The sequence below is a fragment of the Coleofasciculus sp. B1-GNL1-01 genome, assembly GCF_040220235.1.
Taxonomy (GTDB): Bacteria; Cyanobacteriota; Cyanobacteriia; order Cyanobacteriales; family Coleofasciculaceae; genus Coleofasciculus.
Map to the genome: position 1 here is coordinate 39,079 of NZ_JAVJTO010000050.1, position 14,744 is coordinate 53,822.

At 45.6% G+C, this 14,744-nt stretch carries 10 protein-coding genes and 1 pseudogene; 5 read left to right on the forward strand and 6 right to left on the reverse strand.

Features of this window, described 5'->3' with window-relative positions:
- Nucleotides 1-15: 15 nt before the first annotated feature.
- The 3 genes from RID53_RS12160 to RID53_RS12170 all read right to left on the reverse strand — a co-directional run bounded on the left by RID53_RS12160 (nt 16) and on the right by RID53_RS12170 (nt 3,470).
- Nucleotides 16-408: an ACP S-malonyltransferase gene (locus RID53_RS12160; protein ID WP_446388366.1), complete on the reverse strand. Its 393-nt coding sequence runs from the start codon at nt 406-408 to the stop codon at nt 16-18.
- Nucleotides 405-782, reverse strand: a complete 378-nt coding sequence (locus tag RID53_RS12165; protein ID WP_446388355.1) for a DUF433 domain-containing protein — start codon at nt 780-782, stop codon at nt 405-407. The genes RID53_RS12160 and RID53_RS12165 overlap by 4 nt, the downstream gene beginning before the upstream one ends.
- A gap of 474 nt (nt 783-1,256) precedes the next feature.
- On the reverse strand, nt 1,257-3,470 hold the full coding sequence (locus RID53_RS12170) for a phosphoketolase (RefSeq protein ID WP_446388356.1): 2,214 nt from the start codon (nt 3,468-3,470) through the stop codon (nt 1,257-1,259).
- A gap of 225 nt (nt 3,471-3,695) precedes the next feature.
- On the opposite strand from RID53_RS12170, the gene RID53_RS12175 reads away from it, so the two are divergent.
- From RID53_RS12175 to RID53_RS12195, 5 genes are all read left to right on the forward strand, one after another.
- On the forward strand, nt 3,696-5,102 hold the full coding sequence (locus RID53_RS12175) for a cytochrome P450 (RefSeq protein ID WP_446388357.1): 1,407 nt from the start codon (nt 3,696-3,698) through the stop codon (nt 5,100-5,102).
- Between the two features lie 79 nt (nt 5,103-5,181).
- The gene (locus RID53_RS12180) at nt 5,182-5,589 is read left to right on the forward strand and encodes a hypothetical protein (protein ID WP_446388358.1); all 408 of its coding nucleotides are present in this window, start codon (nt 5,182-5,184) and stop codon (nt 5,587-5,589) included.
- 440 nt (nt 5,590-6,029) lie between these two features.
- The gene (locus RID53_RS12185; protein ID WP_446388359.1) at nt 6,030-7,328 is read left to right on the forward strand and encodes an NB-ARC domain-containing protein; all 1,299 of its coding nucleotides are present in this window, start codon (nt 6,030-6,032) and stop codon (nt 7,326-7,328) included.
- A gap of 5 nt (nt 7,329-7,333) precedes the next feature.
- The gene (locus RID53_RS12190) at nt 7,334-9,121 is read left to right on the forward strand and encodes a protein kinase domain-containing protein (RefSeq protein ID WP_446388360.1); all 1,788 of its coding nucleotides are present in this window, start codon (nt 7,334-7,336) and stop codon (nt 9,119-9,121) included.
- A 162-nt stretch (nt 9,122-9,283) separates the two neighbouring features.
- Nucleotides 9,284-10,261, forward strand: a complete 978-nt coding sequence (locus tag RID53_RS12195) for a tetratricopeptide repeat protein (protein WP_446388361.1) — start codon at nt 9,284-9,286, stop codon at nt 10,259-10,261.
- Nucleotides 10,262-10,517: 256 nt separating this feature from the next.
- On the opposite strand, the gene RID53_RS12200 is transcribed toward RID53_RS12195, so the two are convergent.
- The 3 genes and pseudogenes from RID53_RS12200 to RID53_RS12210 form a co-directional block, all read right to left on the reverse strand.
- Nucleotides 10,518-13,253, reverse strand: coding sequence for a CHAT domain-containing protein (locus tag RID53_RS12200; RefSeq protein ID WP_446388362.1), 2,736 nt, complete (start codon nt 13,251-13,253; stop codon nt 10,518-10,520).
- A 179-nt stretch (nt 13,254-13,432) separates the two neighbouring features.
- Nucleotides 13,433-14,269, reverse strand: coding sequence for an Rpn family recombination-promoting nuclease/putative transposase (locus RID53_RS12205; RefSeq protein ID WP_446388363.1), 837 nt, complete (start codon nt 14,267-14,269; stop codon nt 13,433-13,435).
- Between the two features lie 156 nt (nt 14,270-14,425).
- Nucleotides 14,426-14,744, reverse strand: a pseudogene (locus tag RID53_RS12210) (hypothetical protein); the annotation flags it as partial.

The window sequence follows — 14,744 nt, forward strand, 5'->3', positions numbered from 1 at the left end:
CTCCTTTATCTGGCACTATGGAATGAATAAGCGACCAACCCCCATATAGTTTTCAATGTCCAGTACAATCTCGATGAGGCGTTCAACACATCGCTCTCGATAGTCAAATTCGTCAAGGCGCTCAAGACTACCAATGGTAACGACAGGAAATGAATTCGATCTGTTTTCCTCGCGTATGACTTGCTCCAATGAATCATCACCCTTCATATTCCGGTTCGCTGTGAGAATCATCTTATGGTTGGCTTGAGCATAACTCCAGACAAGGCGATCGCTACTATCCATTGACAATCCAGCTTCTGTAAATGTTACAAACTGGATAGACAGAAACTCTAGCCAAGCCCCTTTGGTTAAGATTCCCAGAAAAACCAGGGCATATCCATCAAGATTGTAGTCTACCAGAAAATTCATGGCAATTTTGAGGCGCGTTTGGCTTTTTGCTCCTCTAGCTTTGCCCATAAAGCTTCTTGACCAGGTTTATGGGGCATTGTGGCAATTCGGGCAAAGTGTTCGCGGTTGCGCTCTTCCCAATAGTGGCGAATTTCTTCCCTGGTTTGCAGAACGTGTTGATATTCAGCTTCTACTTGAGTGCGATTAGCTTCAAGATAAGACAATGCGGCATTAATTTGCTCATCCGTAAGATTAAATTTATCACGGATTAACTTAGGGGGATACTGAGCCTTCAAAAAATCCATCACATCATAGAGGGTGATGCGTGTACCTACTATAGTCAGTCCCCGTTCTGTACGGATGATTGCGGCTTTTCCATTTGATGCCAAAGTCATATCTATAGCCTTTCTCCAACTCATTTAATATTACATCTACACAATATGAACCGTCATTGTTCTTTTGGGTAAGTTCAAGTAGGTTGGGTTGAGCGAAGTCGAAACCCAACAGTCTAACCCGCTTGCATTGGGTTACTCTACTCTTCGGGTTCTCCTAGGCGAGTACGAGAAGGCGAGAGCCTACGTTTCAAGAGTCCAACCTATCAACTAAGCTTTCTAACATTAGCTTACTAATATAATTCGATTGCTTTACGGATACGATATAGTGTTTGCAACTCTGCCTTGTTAGCACAGCCGACAATTAATTCCATTTGTGTGACTATACTAATCGCAAAGCTAGAACTTGATTTCAAATTTTGCAAACAGGTAACGGCGTCAGAAATATCACGACCGTCAACCCCACCCCACTGTGTAGAGACGCGCCATGGCGCGTCTCTACAATCCTGATTCAGCAAGCCCTAATGCAAATCAATCTTATCCAACCAACTCAGTCGCCCGCTTCGTCAAATTCTCAGCCGTTAACCCATTAAACGCCATAACTTGACCCGCACTTGATGCCGTTTCTCCACGCTTCCAGGAAAAAATATCGCGCTTAACGGTACTCCGTAACATCAATGGTTCCAGCATGGCACTGGCACCTCCGGTTACACCAATTAACGCATCGCCACCAAAGAACTCCTCAAATCTTTGATCATCTAAAAAGTGGCTATCGGGTTCCTTACAAGTTTCCCACGCCACATCATGGGGACGATACAAACGTCGGGGACTAATTACAGAAACAACTCGCACCCCAATTCCTTGATTTTCCAGGTGAACGGCTGCATCTAAGACGGGAATCAGTGGCATATCGCCAATCACGGCAAATACGACTTTCTGACTCCCTTCGGTTTCATGGAGTACCACACCCCCATCTTTTAAGGCTTGACGGGTTTGTTCAAATGTGGTTAATACCGGTAAAGGTGACTTACTCGCCGTAATCGTAATCCCCTTATTTTTCATCGTTAACGCCCAGTCGTAACACACCTGGATACTATTGGCATCACAGGGAAACAAGGGGAACACATTACCATTCCGCATCATCGCAGCAAAGTAATTTTCAATCTCTGGACGCTGGTGAGTCCAACCATTACGCCCTTGTTCCAATGCGCCAGCGGTAAATAAGGTAATTGTCGCAGGTGTTGGACGGCGCAATTCTGCCATGGCTTGGGTAACGGTTTGCCATATTGGTAACCCATTCACCGCGAAGGATTCATAGGAACACCACAGAGTACGGGAACCAAACAAAGCTAAACTCGCGGCTAACCCTGCACAAGCATCTTCACTTAAGGGTTCGTATACCTGACCCTTGGGTCCCTGATAATAGAGGTCATCAACGGTAGGATGGAGAATCTTCAGCGCCACGTTAACATTATTAATCCCAGAGGCGGCATTGCCATCGGCGTTAGAAATGATAAAGTTAGGGTCTTGTTTCCCGACATGGGCAACTAACGCCCCCATCGCCGTCGTCGCCACTTGCTTATCACTCTTAATTTCAAATTCGTTTAAGGGTAATGTGCCTAAATCCGGTAGGGATAACTCCTTCTCCGTCACTACCTGATGGGACGCCGGACCCCCAGCCGCCCGTTCAAAGTTGCTGCGTACCAGTTGCCACGCGGCTGGAGGTAAGGCACGCTGTTTTAAGGCTTGGACAATCTCTTCATTGTCTAAGGTATGGTAGCCGTAGAGGTTGTGGGCTTTAGCCCCTCGCGCATGGACACCGGAACCTTTAAGCTGTTTGATAATTAGTACGGTAAGCTTACCGCCCAGGGCAGATTTAGCGGCTTTGTCTGTCGCTTCTAAGACAGCTTTGGTAAATTCCAAGCGTTTTTCCCAGGAAAAGGCGGTGCTATCCACATATTCACCGGGTTGGTTGGCGTCGTCAAAGTCTTTGGCATTGACTAGGATAATTTCTTTAAATCCATTACCTTCCCAATATTCAATCATCTCTTCATTGGGTTTGGTGGATACCATACTGTGGTGTTCCTGAGAGTATCCATTCCAAACTAAGATGGGTAGGAAGTTAGTGACATCGGGATAGGCGGTGTGGAAGTGACCGAAACTACTCATCACGTAAGGTTCACCAATCCCCCCGTCGCCAATTGTCACGGGGAAAAGGGTATCCCGGTGCAGTAACGCCCCCGCCATGGCGAAATGCTGCCCTTGTCCCAAGGGTCCTGCGGGGTTAAGCAGTCCAGGAATTTGACCGGAAAGGTGTCCTAGGAGTCCATGCATTTCCCGGAACCGTTCCCGCATCTGTTGCACGGTGGTAATCCCCATGTCCTCTAAGGAACGGTCTAAGAACATGGTGCTGTAAAAGCCGGGGGCATGGTGTCCCACTTCGGTAATAATATTTTTATAGCCCAGCATGACTAAGGCGGCGATACCTTCGGCGACGCTGGCAAATCCGCCCGGATGACCGGATGCTTTCGATGCCGTGACTTGCAGGGTGAGGTAACGCAGGGCATCAGCCGCGAGGAGAGTTTGGAAGACAGCCGCTGGGTCAGAGGGAGAGGCGATCGCAACCTTGTCCTCAGCAATGGCAGATTTTCCACCATACGTCTCCAAACCCGGTAAGGCTTGCCCAAAATATTGGATGCCTTCGCAAAAGGCTGGAACGGGTGACGTAGTTTTTGGGGTTGTTGCAGTCATGCTGAGTACCTTAAATAATTGTATCGGTAGATTAACTTTATGAAAATTTTACAACGTTTTGCAACTTGAATGTTGTTAAAGTTAATCAATTCTGGGTTATGCAGCGATAATTCCAGGTCATCAGACGGGATTCACGGAAGGAGTTGAATCTATTTCATACAATCAGGATTATGTCAATAGGCGATAATTCGCTACTCTAAGAAACATGAACTCAAACACCCTGCCATGAAACTGCCTGAAGGTCCGACAAGCCCTGCCATTGTGCAACTGATCCAGTGGATTATTGACCCTCTGGAATTCTTGGATAGTTGTGCCAAGCGCTACGGGGACACCTTTACCGTAAATCTGAGAAACTTTGAGCCTTTCGTTTTCCTCAGCCATCCCCAAGCAATTCGGGAAATTTTTACCACCGATCCCAAACAGTTTGACTCAGGTCGGGGGAACAAGATTCTTGAATCCTTAGTGGGAGAAAATTCCCTATCGTTGCTTGATGGCGACCGTCACAGACAGCAACGACGTTTGATTATGCCGCCCTTTCATGGGGAACGGATGCAGACTTACGCTCAATTAATTGGCGACATTACCGAACAGGTTGCTAGTCAGTGGCAAGTTGACAAGCCACTCTGTATGCGGGAGCAAATGCAGGACATTACCCTGCAAGTGATTATGCAAGCCGTGTTTGGTCTGCGGGAGGGGGCGCGTTACCAACGCCTCAAGCCCCTTTTGGCAACCCTGTTAAATATGACCGACTCTCCCCTGAGTTCCAGTCTGCTATTTTTCCAATTTCTGCAACAAGATTGGGGCGCGTGGAGTCCCTGGGGGCGCTTTGTCCGGCGCAGGCAGCAAATTTATCAACTTTTGCAAGCGGAGATTGATGAACGTCGAGAACAGTCACACCTAGAAGGAGATGATGTCCTTAGTTTAATGATGTCGGCGCGTGATGAACAGGGTCAGCCGATGACCGATGCGGAGTTGAAAGATGAGTTGCTGACGCTTCTGTTTGCTGGTCACGAAACGACGGCGACGGCGTTAGCCTGGGCGTTTTATTGGATTCACAAACATCCTGAGGTCTATCAAAAACTGATACAAGAATTGGATGGCTTAGGGACTCACCCAGAACCAATGGCGATCGCAAAATTACCCTATCTCACTGCCGTTTGCCAAGAAACCCTGCGGATTTACCCGGTTGTTTTCATTACCTTCCCCCGCATTACCAAAGCACCGATGCAAATTATGGGTCATGACTATGACGCCAACACAACATTGTTTCCTGCCATTTACCTGACTCATCATCGGCAAGATATCTATGCCGAACCGGAACAGTTTCAGCCAGAACGTTTCCTAGAACGCCAGTTTTCTCCTTACGAGTATTTACCCTTTGGGGGTAGCAGTCGTCGCTGTGTGGGTTTGGCATTGGCGCAGATGGAAATGAAACTGGTTCTGGCGACTATTTTGTCGCGCTATCAGTTAGCACTAAGAGATACCAAACCCGTAAAACCCAAACGTCGTGGCTTCACGGTTTCCCCAGAAGGGGGTGTGCAGATGGTAATGAAGGGAGTGCGATACGTTCCTTCGGAACAGGCTTCGCCAACGAGTCCAGCCCCAGTGCCTCTAGAGACGACTACCTACTAATTTACTATAATTTTCAGAGTGGTCAACGTTGAATATAAAGTGGTCAGATTCGATTAAACTTTAAGATCTGAGGAAAAAAATGACCGAAACTCAAGATAAACCAATTAATGAATCTACGTCTACGCCAGACGCAGCTCCAACTCAGTCGGGCAATTTTCTGCAAAGTTGGAAATTTAAAGCCGGGTTAATCACGACAGCCGTTGTTTCAATTTTTCTGGGTTTCTTCCTGCTGGTTTTCTTCTGGCATCACATTGTTGCTGGGATGGGGATGAATTCTTGGTCTGATCGTGCTGGTGCAGAACCCATTGAGTGCATGATGAAAGATACCAACAATGATGGTTATGTGAGCTGTAGTGCCATGCGGAACGGTGACGTAGTTCCCCTAGAATGTGGTGTCAGTATCTTTAATATTGGTTGCCGAGTGAATTATGGTGCGGCTGCGGCTCCATCGTTGCGTTCTTCTGGTGGATCAAATGTTCGGCGTTAGCCTCTGTGATGGGGTTAACCAAGCCTCACATTTGGGTTTTTGGTAGTGTTTAGGGACAAAAAATGATCCAAAGACCCAATTGTGGCAGATAAAATTCTGAATTAATTCTCACCTTATATAAAGTCAGATACCCGCCCGGAACCTGGAGGAACCCGGAGTTCAAACTCCGGGCTTATAGCTAAAGTCCATTAAAATGGACTAAGACTAGAGATGCTTCCCTTGATATAGCGCTACGCGCTGGCGTATTTACACATTAGAAATGGAGGCTTTATCAGGAGTGCTTTAGAACATTTGTACTGTAACTACGCGAGAGGATACTGCTATAGGTGGATAAGGCTAAGGTTCCTCAACTACGAACGACGAACGAACGACGAACGGAGCAAACTGTCCGTCTCACAGTCTATAATGAGAAGTACAGACTGACGTGAGAAACGAAGACATTGACTTCCCCGATTCCCCCTGAATTCCTGAAAACCTTGACCGACGAACGCGGTGTGTCTGACACTGAACTGGAGGCGTTGTCGTTAGTCCTGACAGGTCAGTCAACTCAGGATGAGATTGCTCAATTCCTGGGGATCACTCCTATCGCCTTGCGGAAGCGATTGGGTGAAGTTTATCGCAAGTTTGAGATTACGGGAACGGGTCCGGGTAAGTTAGTGGAATTGAAACAACGCCTCATCCGTGCTTATCAAACTCATCAAACTCAGTCCGCTCGGCGTCGAGATTGGGGAGAAGCGCCGGATGTCTCGGTGATGTATGGGCGTAAAGAGGAACTGGAGAGGCTAAAGCAATGGATTGTCAAGGATAACTCGCGCTTAGTCGCCATCCTGGGAATGGGTGGAATTGGTAAAACCACGTTGGCGGTGAACCTGGCGCAGGAGATAGAGGAGGAGTTTGAGTTTATTATCTGGCGATCGCTTAGAAATCCGCTACCCCTGGACAGTCTTTTAGCGGATTGGCTTACAAGTTTGGGAAATCAGGAAGAATCGGATTTACCTACAGACTTGAATGAGAGACTCTCTCTGTTGCGAGATTATTTAAGTCAGCACCGTTGTCTATTGATCCTGGATGATGTGGAGACAATTGTGCGAAGCGGTGATAGATTTGGACGCTATAGTCCTGACTATGAGGATTATGGGTTACTCCTGAGACAAGTTGGTGAAACGTCCCATCAAGGTTGTGTATTACTTTGTTCTCAAGAAACCCTGAGAGATATCCGGCGCTTAGAAACAACTCGTCCCTCGGTTCATTCCTTACAACTTAACCCCTTACCCGACGACGCCGCCCGCCAAATCTTAGCCGAAAACGGGTTAACGGGTGAGGAAAAATGGGAGAGTTTGATTCGGGATTATCAAGGGAATCCTTTAGCTTTAAAGTTAGTCGCTGCGACGATTAAAGAGTATTTTAATGGGGATGTGGTGGAATTCACTAACCTGCAAACGATTTTAGTTGATGATATCTTTCGGGAAAACCTCGACCGACAGTTTGAGAAGTTATCGGATTTAGAGAAAGAAATTATACAGAGTTTAGCGAGTCAAGACAAGCCGCTGTCTCTGAGGACGTTGCAAAAAAATAATTCTATCTCGTTTTCGGAATTATTAGAGGTATTGGACTCCTTGCGGGGACGTTCTCTGATTGAGAAGACTGGGGGTGATAAGAAAAAGACTAGCGAACCATTTTTTACTTTACAACCGATTATTAGGAAATATGTGAAAACGTTCAAACTGAATGATTTGTAGAGACGTTGCATGCAACGTCTCTACAGGTTTACCCTCCTACCCTTAATAACTATGTGATTTACTGTATTAATCCCCACTGTCAACAGCGTCAAAATCCCGATGAATTGGAGTGTTGCCAAACCTGCGGTACTCCACTATTGATTCATGACCGATATCGGTTGATTCAACCCCTACGTCGATTAGATTCGCGGAAATATACCGATATCTTTGAGGTGGATGATCAGGGAACCGGGAAAGTGATGAAGGTTCTCAAAGATAATCATGCCAAATTAGTTGAACTGTTTGAACGGGAAGCTTTGACGCTGGAACTGTTAAATCATCCAGGAATTCCGAAAGTTGAGAGTGATGGGTATTTTACGGTTACTGTTAATAATAACACAGAATTACACTGCCTAGTTCTGGAAAAAATTGAGGGACAGAATTTAGAAGCCTGGGCAAAACAGTATGGGGCGATTTCTCAATCATTAGCGCTCAACTGGCTGAGACAACTTCTGGAGATTATTGATTACTTGCACCAAAACCAATTCTTTCATCGGGATATTAAACCCAGTAATATTATCCTGAAGCCGGATGGCAGATTGGTATTGATTGATTTTGGTAGTGTGCGGGAGATTACCGAGACGTACTTGGCTAAACTTCGGGGCGATGTTGAACTAACTAAGATTATATCAGAAGGATACACCGCACCGGAGCAAATTCAGGGTAAATGTTTGCCTCAGTCTGATTTTTATGCTTTGGGACGCACGTTGGTTTATTTACTCACGAATAAACCGCCCAGTTGCTTACCTGTCAATCCTAAAACAGGTCAGTTAATTTGGCAAGATAAAGCACCGCAAATCTCTAAACCTTTGGCAGAGTTTATCGATGATTTGATGGCGGATGCGGCGGTGAATCGTCCCCAAGATGTGAAAGCGATCGCGCAGGGGTTAACCCGCGTCAGTTTGTGGTTGCGGGGGTTGGGTTGCTGGGTGCGATCGCCTAAAGGAATTGCCACTATTATTACTCTAGGAATCATGGGAATTGGCGGATATCATGTCTCACAACCTTGGCGATTTCAGTATTATTTTAAACAGGGACGAGAAGATCTCATGGAACTTCGCTTAGAGCAAGCTAGATTAAATCTGGAACGAGCGGTTAAAATTAATCCTAATAGTGCCATAGCGCGTAGTGACTTAGGACTGATTTGTAATTATCAAGAAGACTTTAAATGTGCTAAAGAACAATTCATCCAAGCTTTACAACTAAAGCCAGACGCTGAAACAAGGGCAACACTTCACTACAATTTAGGAGTACTTTACGAGTTAGAAATACCCCACAAAGACATCGAAAAATTTGACCTTGAACAGGCGCTGGCTGAATATAAACGTGCCATGCAAGATAACGGTTATGTCGGTATTGATGCTACGAACAATTTCGCCCGTCTGCAAATCTGGAAAAAGTTGAATTATGACTTAGCGATTAATCTGCTATTCAAGGCATTGAAGCGTACAGAAACCCTGGATTTAGATCAGACCGAAAAAAATAGTCTCCAATCCGTACTCTACAAAAATATCGGCTGGGCATTTAGACAAAAAGCTAACTATCAGCAAGCCGAGAACTATTTGCAAGCTGCTATTACTCTAGATGAAACCCAAGCTGCGCCACACTGCTTACTCGCCCAAGTACAGCAAAAACAAGGCGATGAGAAAAATGCACTGATTTCCTGGAAAAACTGCCTTGAATTTGAGTCGAGAGGATTGCCCGAAGTTCAAACTTGGCAAGGTGAAGCCCAGGAATATTTAAATTCACAGTAATTCTACAGAACAACGGTGCGTTACGCTGCGCTAACGCACCCTACGATTTTGTTCAGACAAGCAACAATTTTGTTAATACAAGCAATAGTGATAGCAATGTAGCCATTAATGTCTATACAATGATATTAATGTTTTGTGCTGCTACCGTGCTTTTGTGTTAATATGAAGCCTAAGGTATTATTTTCCTTACTCGTCGCATTTGCTCTAGCAATGGGAATCGAAAGCATTGTTTGGCAACGTGCGATCGCGGATACCCAAAACCCCAAGCCAATCTGCCCAGAAAATGGTCCTTGTCGTTTCCCTCGTCGCAGTGGTTTTACGGATATTCGGGTTATCACTCCCCCCAGAGGTTCGCTGCTAAATCCTCAACCTACCTTGTCTTGGACACCGCTAGCCGATACTCAAGAGTATACCGTGCGTTTGTTGCGATCGGGGGAAACTGTCTGGGAATTACCGAATGTGCGAGACACCGAAATTTCCTATCCGGCTAATCAATCTCCATTAACTCCTGGGATTAATTATGAATTAATGGTTGAGGCGGATGGAAAGGCGGGGAAATCGATGTTTAGACTGATGACATCCAGCCAAGCTGAATCTGTTATGGCTGAGGTGGAAGAGATTCGCCAGCAGAATCTGAGTGCAGATGAAATGGCTTTACAACTTGCCCAAGTTTACCAAGATTATGACTTGATGACTCTGGCGATTCAAACGCTAACAGACGCGATTGAAAAAAATCGCCAAAATTTAGAGGTTTATCAGAGTCTGGGGAATTTATATAATCGATTGGAGTTACCGAGAGTAGCAGAATTAGTTTATCAAGAATCCCTAGATTTGGCAAGAAGTCGTCAAGATATTGCCGGACTTGCCCAGGCGCAAATTGGACTGGCGAGATCCTTTGTGGCGCAGGAAAAATTACCGCAAGCTGTTGAGGTGTTAACGGCAGCATACAGCCATTATCAGCAGTTAAATAATGCTGAATTGACTCCGCAAGTAGCCCAGTTTTTAGGCGAAGTTTATGAAATGGATAATAATTATGAAGAGGCGCGGCTTTGGTATCAAGAAGCTAAGGTGGGATATGAGGCAATTGGTGCTGAACAGCGGATTGAGAACATAGAAAAAGCGATGCAGCGATTAAATTGATTTGTCATAGACTCAAATGCTGACGTAGCTGACGTAGTGGACTGACCCAGCTAATTTGGTGAAATAGATTTGGTTCGTAGTGAGGGCTTTAGCCCTCTCCAGCTAGGCGTTAAAGCACTAAAGTGCTTACTACAAACAAAGTCCTATTTTAACCCGGTCACGCCAGTACATTTTGACTATGATAAGTTGATTGTCGGTTGGGTTTACGTAGAAAACCCAACATTTTTACAGGCTAAGGTTCCCTTACTACGAACGATTAAAACCAGTTTCCGGCGAGGATGAATGCTGCCCAATAGTAAGGATGTTTATGGGATGGATTATCGGGATTCGTTAGAAGTTTTCGTTGCGCGTTGGCTAGGGCTTCGGCTTTGGGAATGCCTTGATTTAATTGCTGGTAGAATTCGTTCATTAATTGGGCGGTAGAATTATCACTAACTCGCCATAAACTAGCGACGGTACTACTAGCATTTGTTCTTAAGGCGACTCCGGCTAATCCTAGGGCGGCGCGTTGATCTCCAGAGGCTGTTTGACAGGCGCTGAGGACTAATAATTGAATCGGTTCGCTGCGAGTTTGTTCTCTCTGTTGCAGGAGTTGACCAAATTTTTCTACGGGTATTTCCTTGTCCCAAGCGTAGATGACGGTTTTGGTTGCATCTGAACTAAATTCGCCGTGGGTGGCTAGATGAATTACGGAAAATGGATGGTCAATCAGTCGGTTTAGGAAGTTGGTTTGGGTAAATTGTTCGTTTTCTAGAAGTTGGCTGGGGACAGTATTATGAATCTGATGTAGTTCCTCCCAGACACTGGATAAGGGGGGTAATTGGGGTGGGTAACTATCGGCTTGTTTATGAATTCCGGCTAGTAGCCCTTGCCAATTGCTTGGGGATAAGGGTTTAAGGTTGGGAAATTGTGACCCGAGGCTAACGGTAATGTTATAGGTTTCGATTAAGTAATGCTGACCATCGTGGAGAATGGAAAGGGGGAGATTTTGTAGGGTGCTATCCAGTACAAAGACTAGAGTTCCGGTTTTGGGTAAGTCTGCTTGCGCTGATTTTAGTAACCAGTTATAGAGTTTTTGGGCAGAGGGTAAAATGAGGGTGTTGACTGGATTTTGGTAGTCGTCTAATTGGTGGCGTAAGTCGTAGAGGGTTTGGCTAAAGTCTTTAGCAGAAACTTGGGTTGTATACCGATAAACGTTTGCCGGAGATGATTCAGATTGGGGCAATTTAACTAGAACTTCGAGGCGGTCTTCGAGTAAAATGGGATAAATAATTGCATCGGGGGGATTTTCACTTTGGTCAATGGAGACTAAGTTGGTAAAGCTACAGCGGAGAAAGTCTTCGAGTTCAGCCAGTTGTAGGGCTTCGCTGATGCGTGTGGCTTGGCGGAGATGGTCAAGATTGGCGTCGGGTTGGAGTAGGATTTGCAGGAATTCTTGATAAATGGGTCGCACATCGTCTAAGAAGGAAAACTGCACGCCAGGGTTGATGGCTAATAAGTTCCGCCGCACGGAATTAAGTACGTTGATTGAGGTGTTATAGGCGTGAATGGCGTTTTCTTTTTGCTGTTGTTGCCAATAAATTCGTCCCGATTGCCATAACCATTTATAGGCTAAGTCTTCGGTGTCAAGGGATTGGGCTAAACCGAGGGCTTGATGGGTTAAGTCTTGGGCATCTTTCCATTGGTGATTGTGTTCGTAAATGTGACCTAAGGTGCCCAGGGCTTCAGATTCTGCCCGTTTGTTTTGCAGGGATTTTGCCTGGTTAAATGCGGTTTGGCTATAATTTAGGGCATGACTAAAGTTTGGGTCATATTGGGGTAATTGCAGTAATTCTTGGGCAAAGGTGAGTTGGCTATAAATGGCGATTTTACTGGGCGGTAAGTTGGCAAGGGGACTGTTGAGTAATGTTTCAACTTGGGATTTTATTTGAGGGGTAAATTCGGCGGGGTTTGCGGTTGTATCGGTTTTGGCTAGGGTTTGTAACCACTGTTGAAAGTCGATTAATAAATGGAGTCGATGTAGTTGGACTTCTAGGGGTAGGGTGGTGGAGTCGGTGTTGATGGCGGCGGCTTGCTGATAGGAGTTTAATGCATCCCTTGCCAATTCTTTGGCTTTGTCGCGATTTTCGATTATATTACTTCTCTCCCATAAGTCTTTGGCTTGACGGTATAAGGCGTATTGGGTTTTACCTAAACTGAATAATGTAGCACTTTGGTTGGATGGGGAGTCGATTTGTGCGGCTAAGTCTAAGGCTTGGTGTAACATAAGGTTTGACTCTTGCCAATGTCCAACCAGGCGGAGAACATTTCCTAGATGGCGTAACCCGACAACGGTAAATGCGGGTTGAGAGTGCTGGGTAAAGGTGTTAACGGCGGCGTCTAATTCGCCTGACTCAGATAAGTTGCAATGATTGTCTACCTGGAGGGCTTGCAGGGAAATCTGACAGGCGCGACGATAGAATCCCAAAGCTTCCATGGCTTGGGCTTGGTTGAATCGGCTACCTGTGACGCCGATGTCATCATCGAGTTGCTGATAGATTTGCGTGGCTTGCTTCCAGGTGGCTAATGCAGATTCCGCCCGCCCTAAGGCTAATTCTAGACGACCTTGGTGATTCAGGGCTTGAGCATAAAGGCGCGATCGCTCTGTTGATTCTGCTACGGTATCTAATAGAGTCAGACTGGCTGTGATGGCGGCGTCGGCGTCTGTCCATTGGTGCAGTTTTTGATAGGCTAAGGAGAGATAACTCAAGGCTTGGGCTTGATGCAGGGTATCCCCTTGGGTTTCGTAGCCTTGGGCGGCTTGTCGCCAGAAGTGAATGGCTTGTTGATACTCTTTGGCGGCGTAATAGGTTCTCCCTTGGGTTATAGATTGGGCGGCGGATTGGATAGGGGGGGTAATTGTATCCAGTTGGGATAAGACAGGGGGGATACCGATGAATAGGAATAATCCGAGAATAAATCCAATGAGTAGATGGCGATTGTTATTAGTCATTCGTCATTTGTCCTTTGTCATTTGTTGTTTGTTGTTTGGGAAGTGCATCGATTTAACTCAATCCTGGATGGGGCGCACGTCTTTATTAGTGTCAATTTAAGGTAAAAAGCATGACTGGTAAGGTTTTCACCCTCATCCCCTAACCCCTTCTCCCATCAAGGGAGAAGGGGAACTGACATTTAGGTTAAGTCTTGAATTTCGGCAATGCTTAATCCGGTTTTTTGACTGATTGTTTCAACATCTAAAACATCAAGGAGTTCACGGGCAATGGCATTTGCTTTTTCGTTCATACCTTCCTCTTTTCCTTCCAGTTTGGCTTTACGAATCGCATTTTGACTATCGTGAATAAATAGCTCTCGCTTCTCTAGGGCTTCTAACTCTCGCTTGGTTAGTTTACTCTGTCTGGCGATAGTAAATGCCTGTTTCATGGCGGGAATCGTTGCCATTGGCGGCGGCACGTCTTTTAAGGTGTTGGCAAATTTGAGAAAGTAGAGCCATTTATCGGTTAAGGTTTCTGATTCCTCCAAGGTTTTATTGAATTTGGGTAATTCGACAAAGACTAATTCAATATCATCGGTATAATCGGTTAAGGTTTCTTTCTGCTTGAGGCAATAGCGAGAGATGACTTTGGCACTGTTGGCGAACATCTCAAAGTCAGTAATGGTTAAGGCAATCACCGGATTTAAGAGGTTGTAATCTTCCCCAACTCCCAGTTGAATTGAAAAGGCTTCAGCGGCATTATACAGGACTCGTTTTTCAAAGCCTAAAACATTAAGTACCTGCATTTCAATGATGACGGTTTTGTTTCCGGTGATGACGGCTTTCACATCTAAATAGGAATCCTTAATTCCCTGGATGCGAGGCGATTGATAAGGGTCAAGGATTTCTAGGTCTTGAATCATCTCCTGTTCTTGATACAGAATGGCATTCAGGAAACTAATCAAAATTTCCTTACTTTTCTTCGACCCAAAAATCTTCTTAAAGGCAAAATCGGTTTTCGGATTAATAAACGTCATCAATCATCCACCTCCTATTTATTTCCGAACCATCAACCCCTCACCTCCCCACCACTCAATCCCTCTGCGCCCTCTGCGTAAACCTCTGCGAACCTCTGCGTTAAAAAATATACCCTCGATACTCATCAACTCAATCTCCTCATTATCCCCCACTTATCACTCAACCGCACTCTGACAATGTATCGGATTTTGCCAACCCGGATGAGGAGTAACATTAGGCGCTTGGGCGGTGAGAACAATTGTTCCATCGGGTAATTTTAGGAAGCCTTGGGCTTCAATGATTGGGGTTGAACGAGTCTGGGTTACAGGTTCAATTTTTGCCGGAGAGTTATCACTACTGGGAGTCAACGGACGTAAATCTTCCCACACATTATCGGTTCCCGTGACTTGAGAAATTGTGGGCGGAACTCCGCCGCGTCCACTGATGATAAAATGACTGGGAGTTTGGTCAGAACGCCCTTGACAGAAATTGACA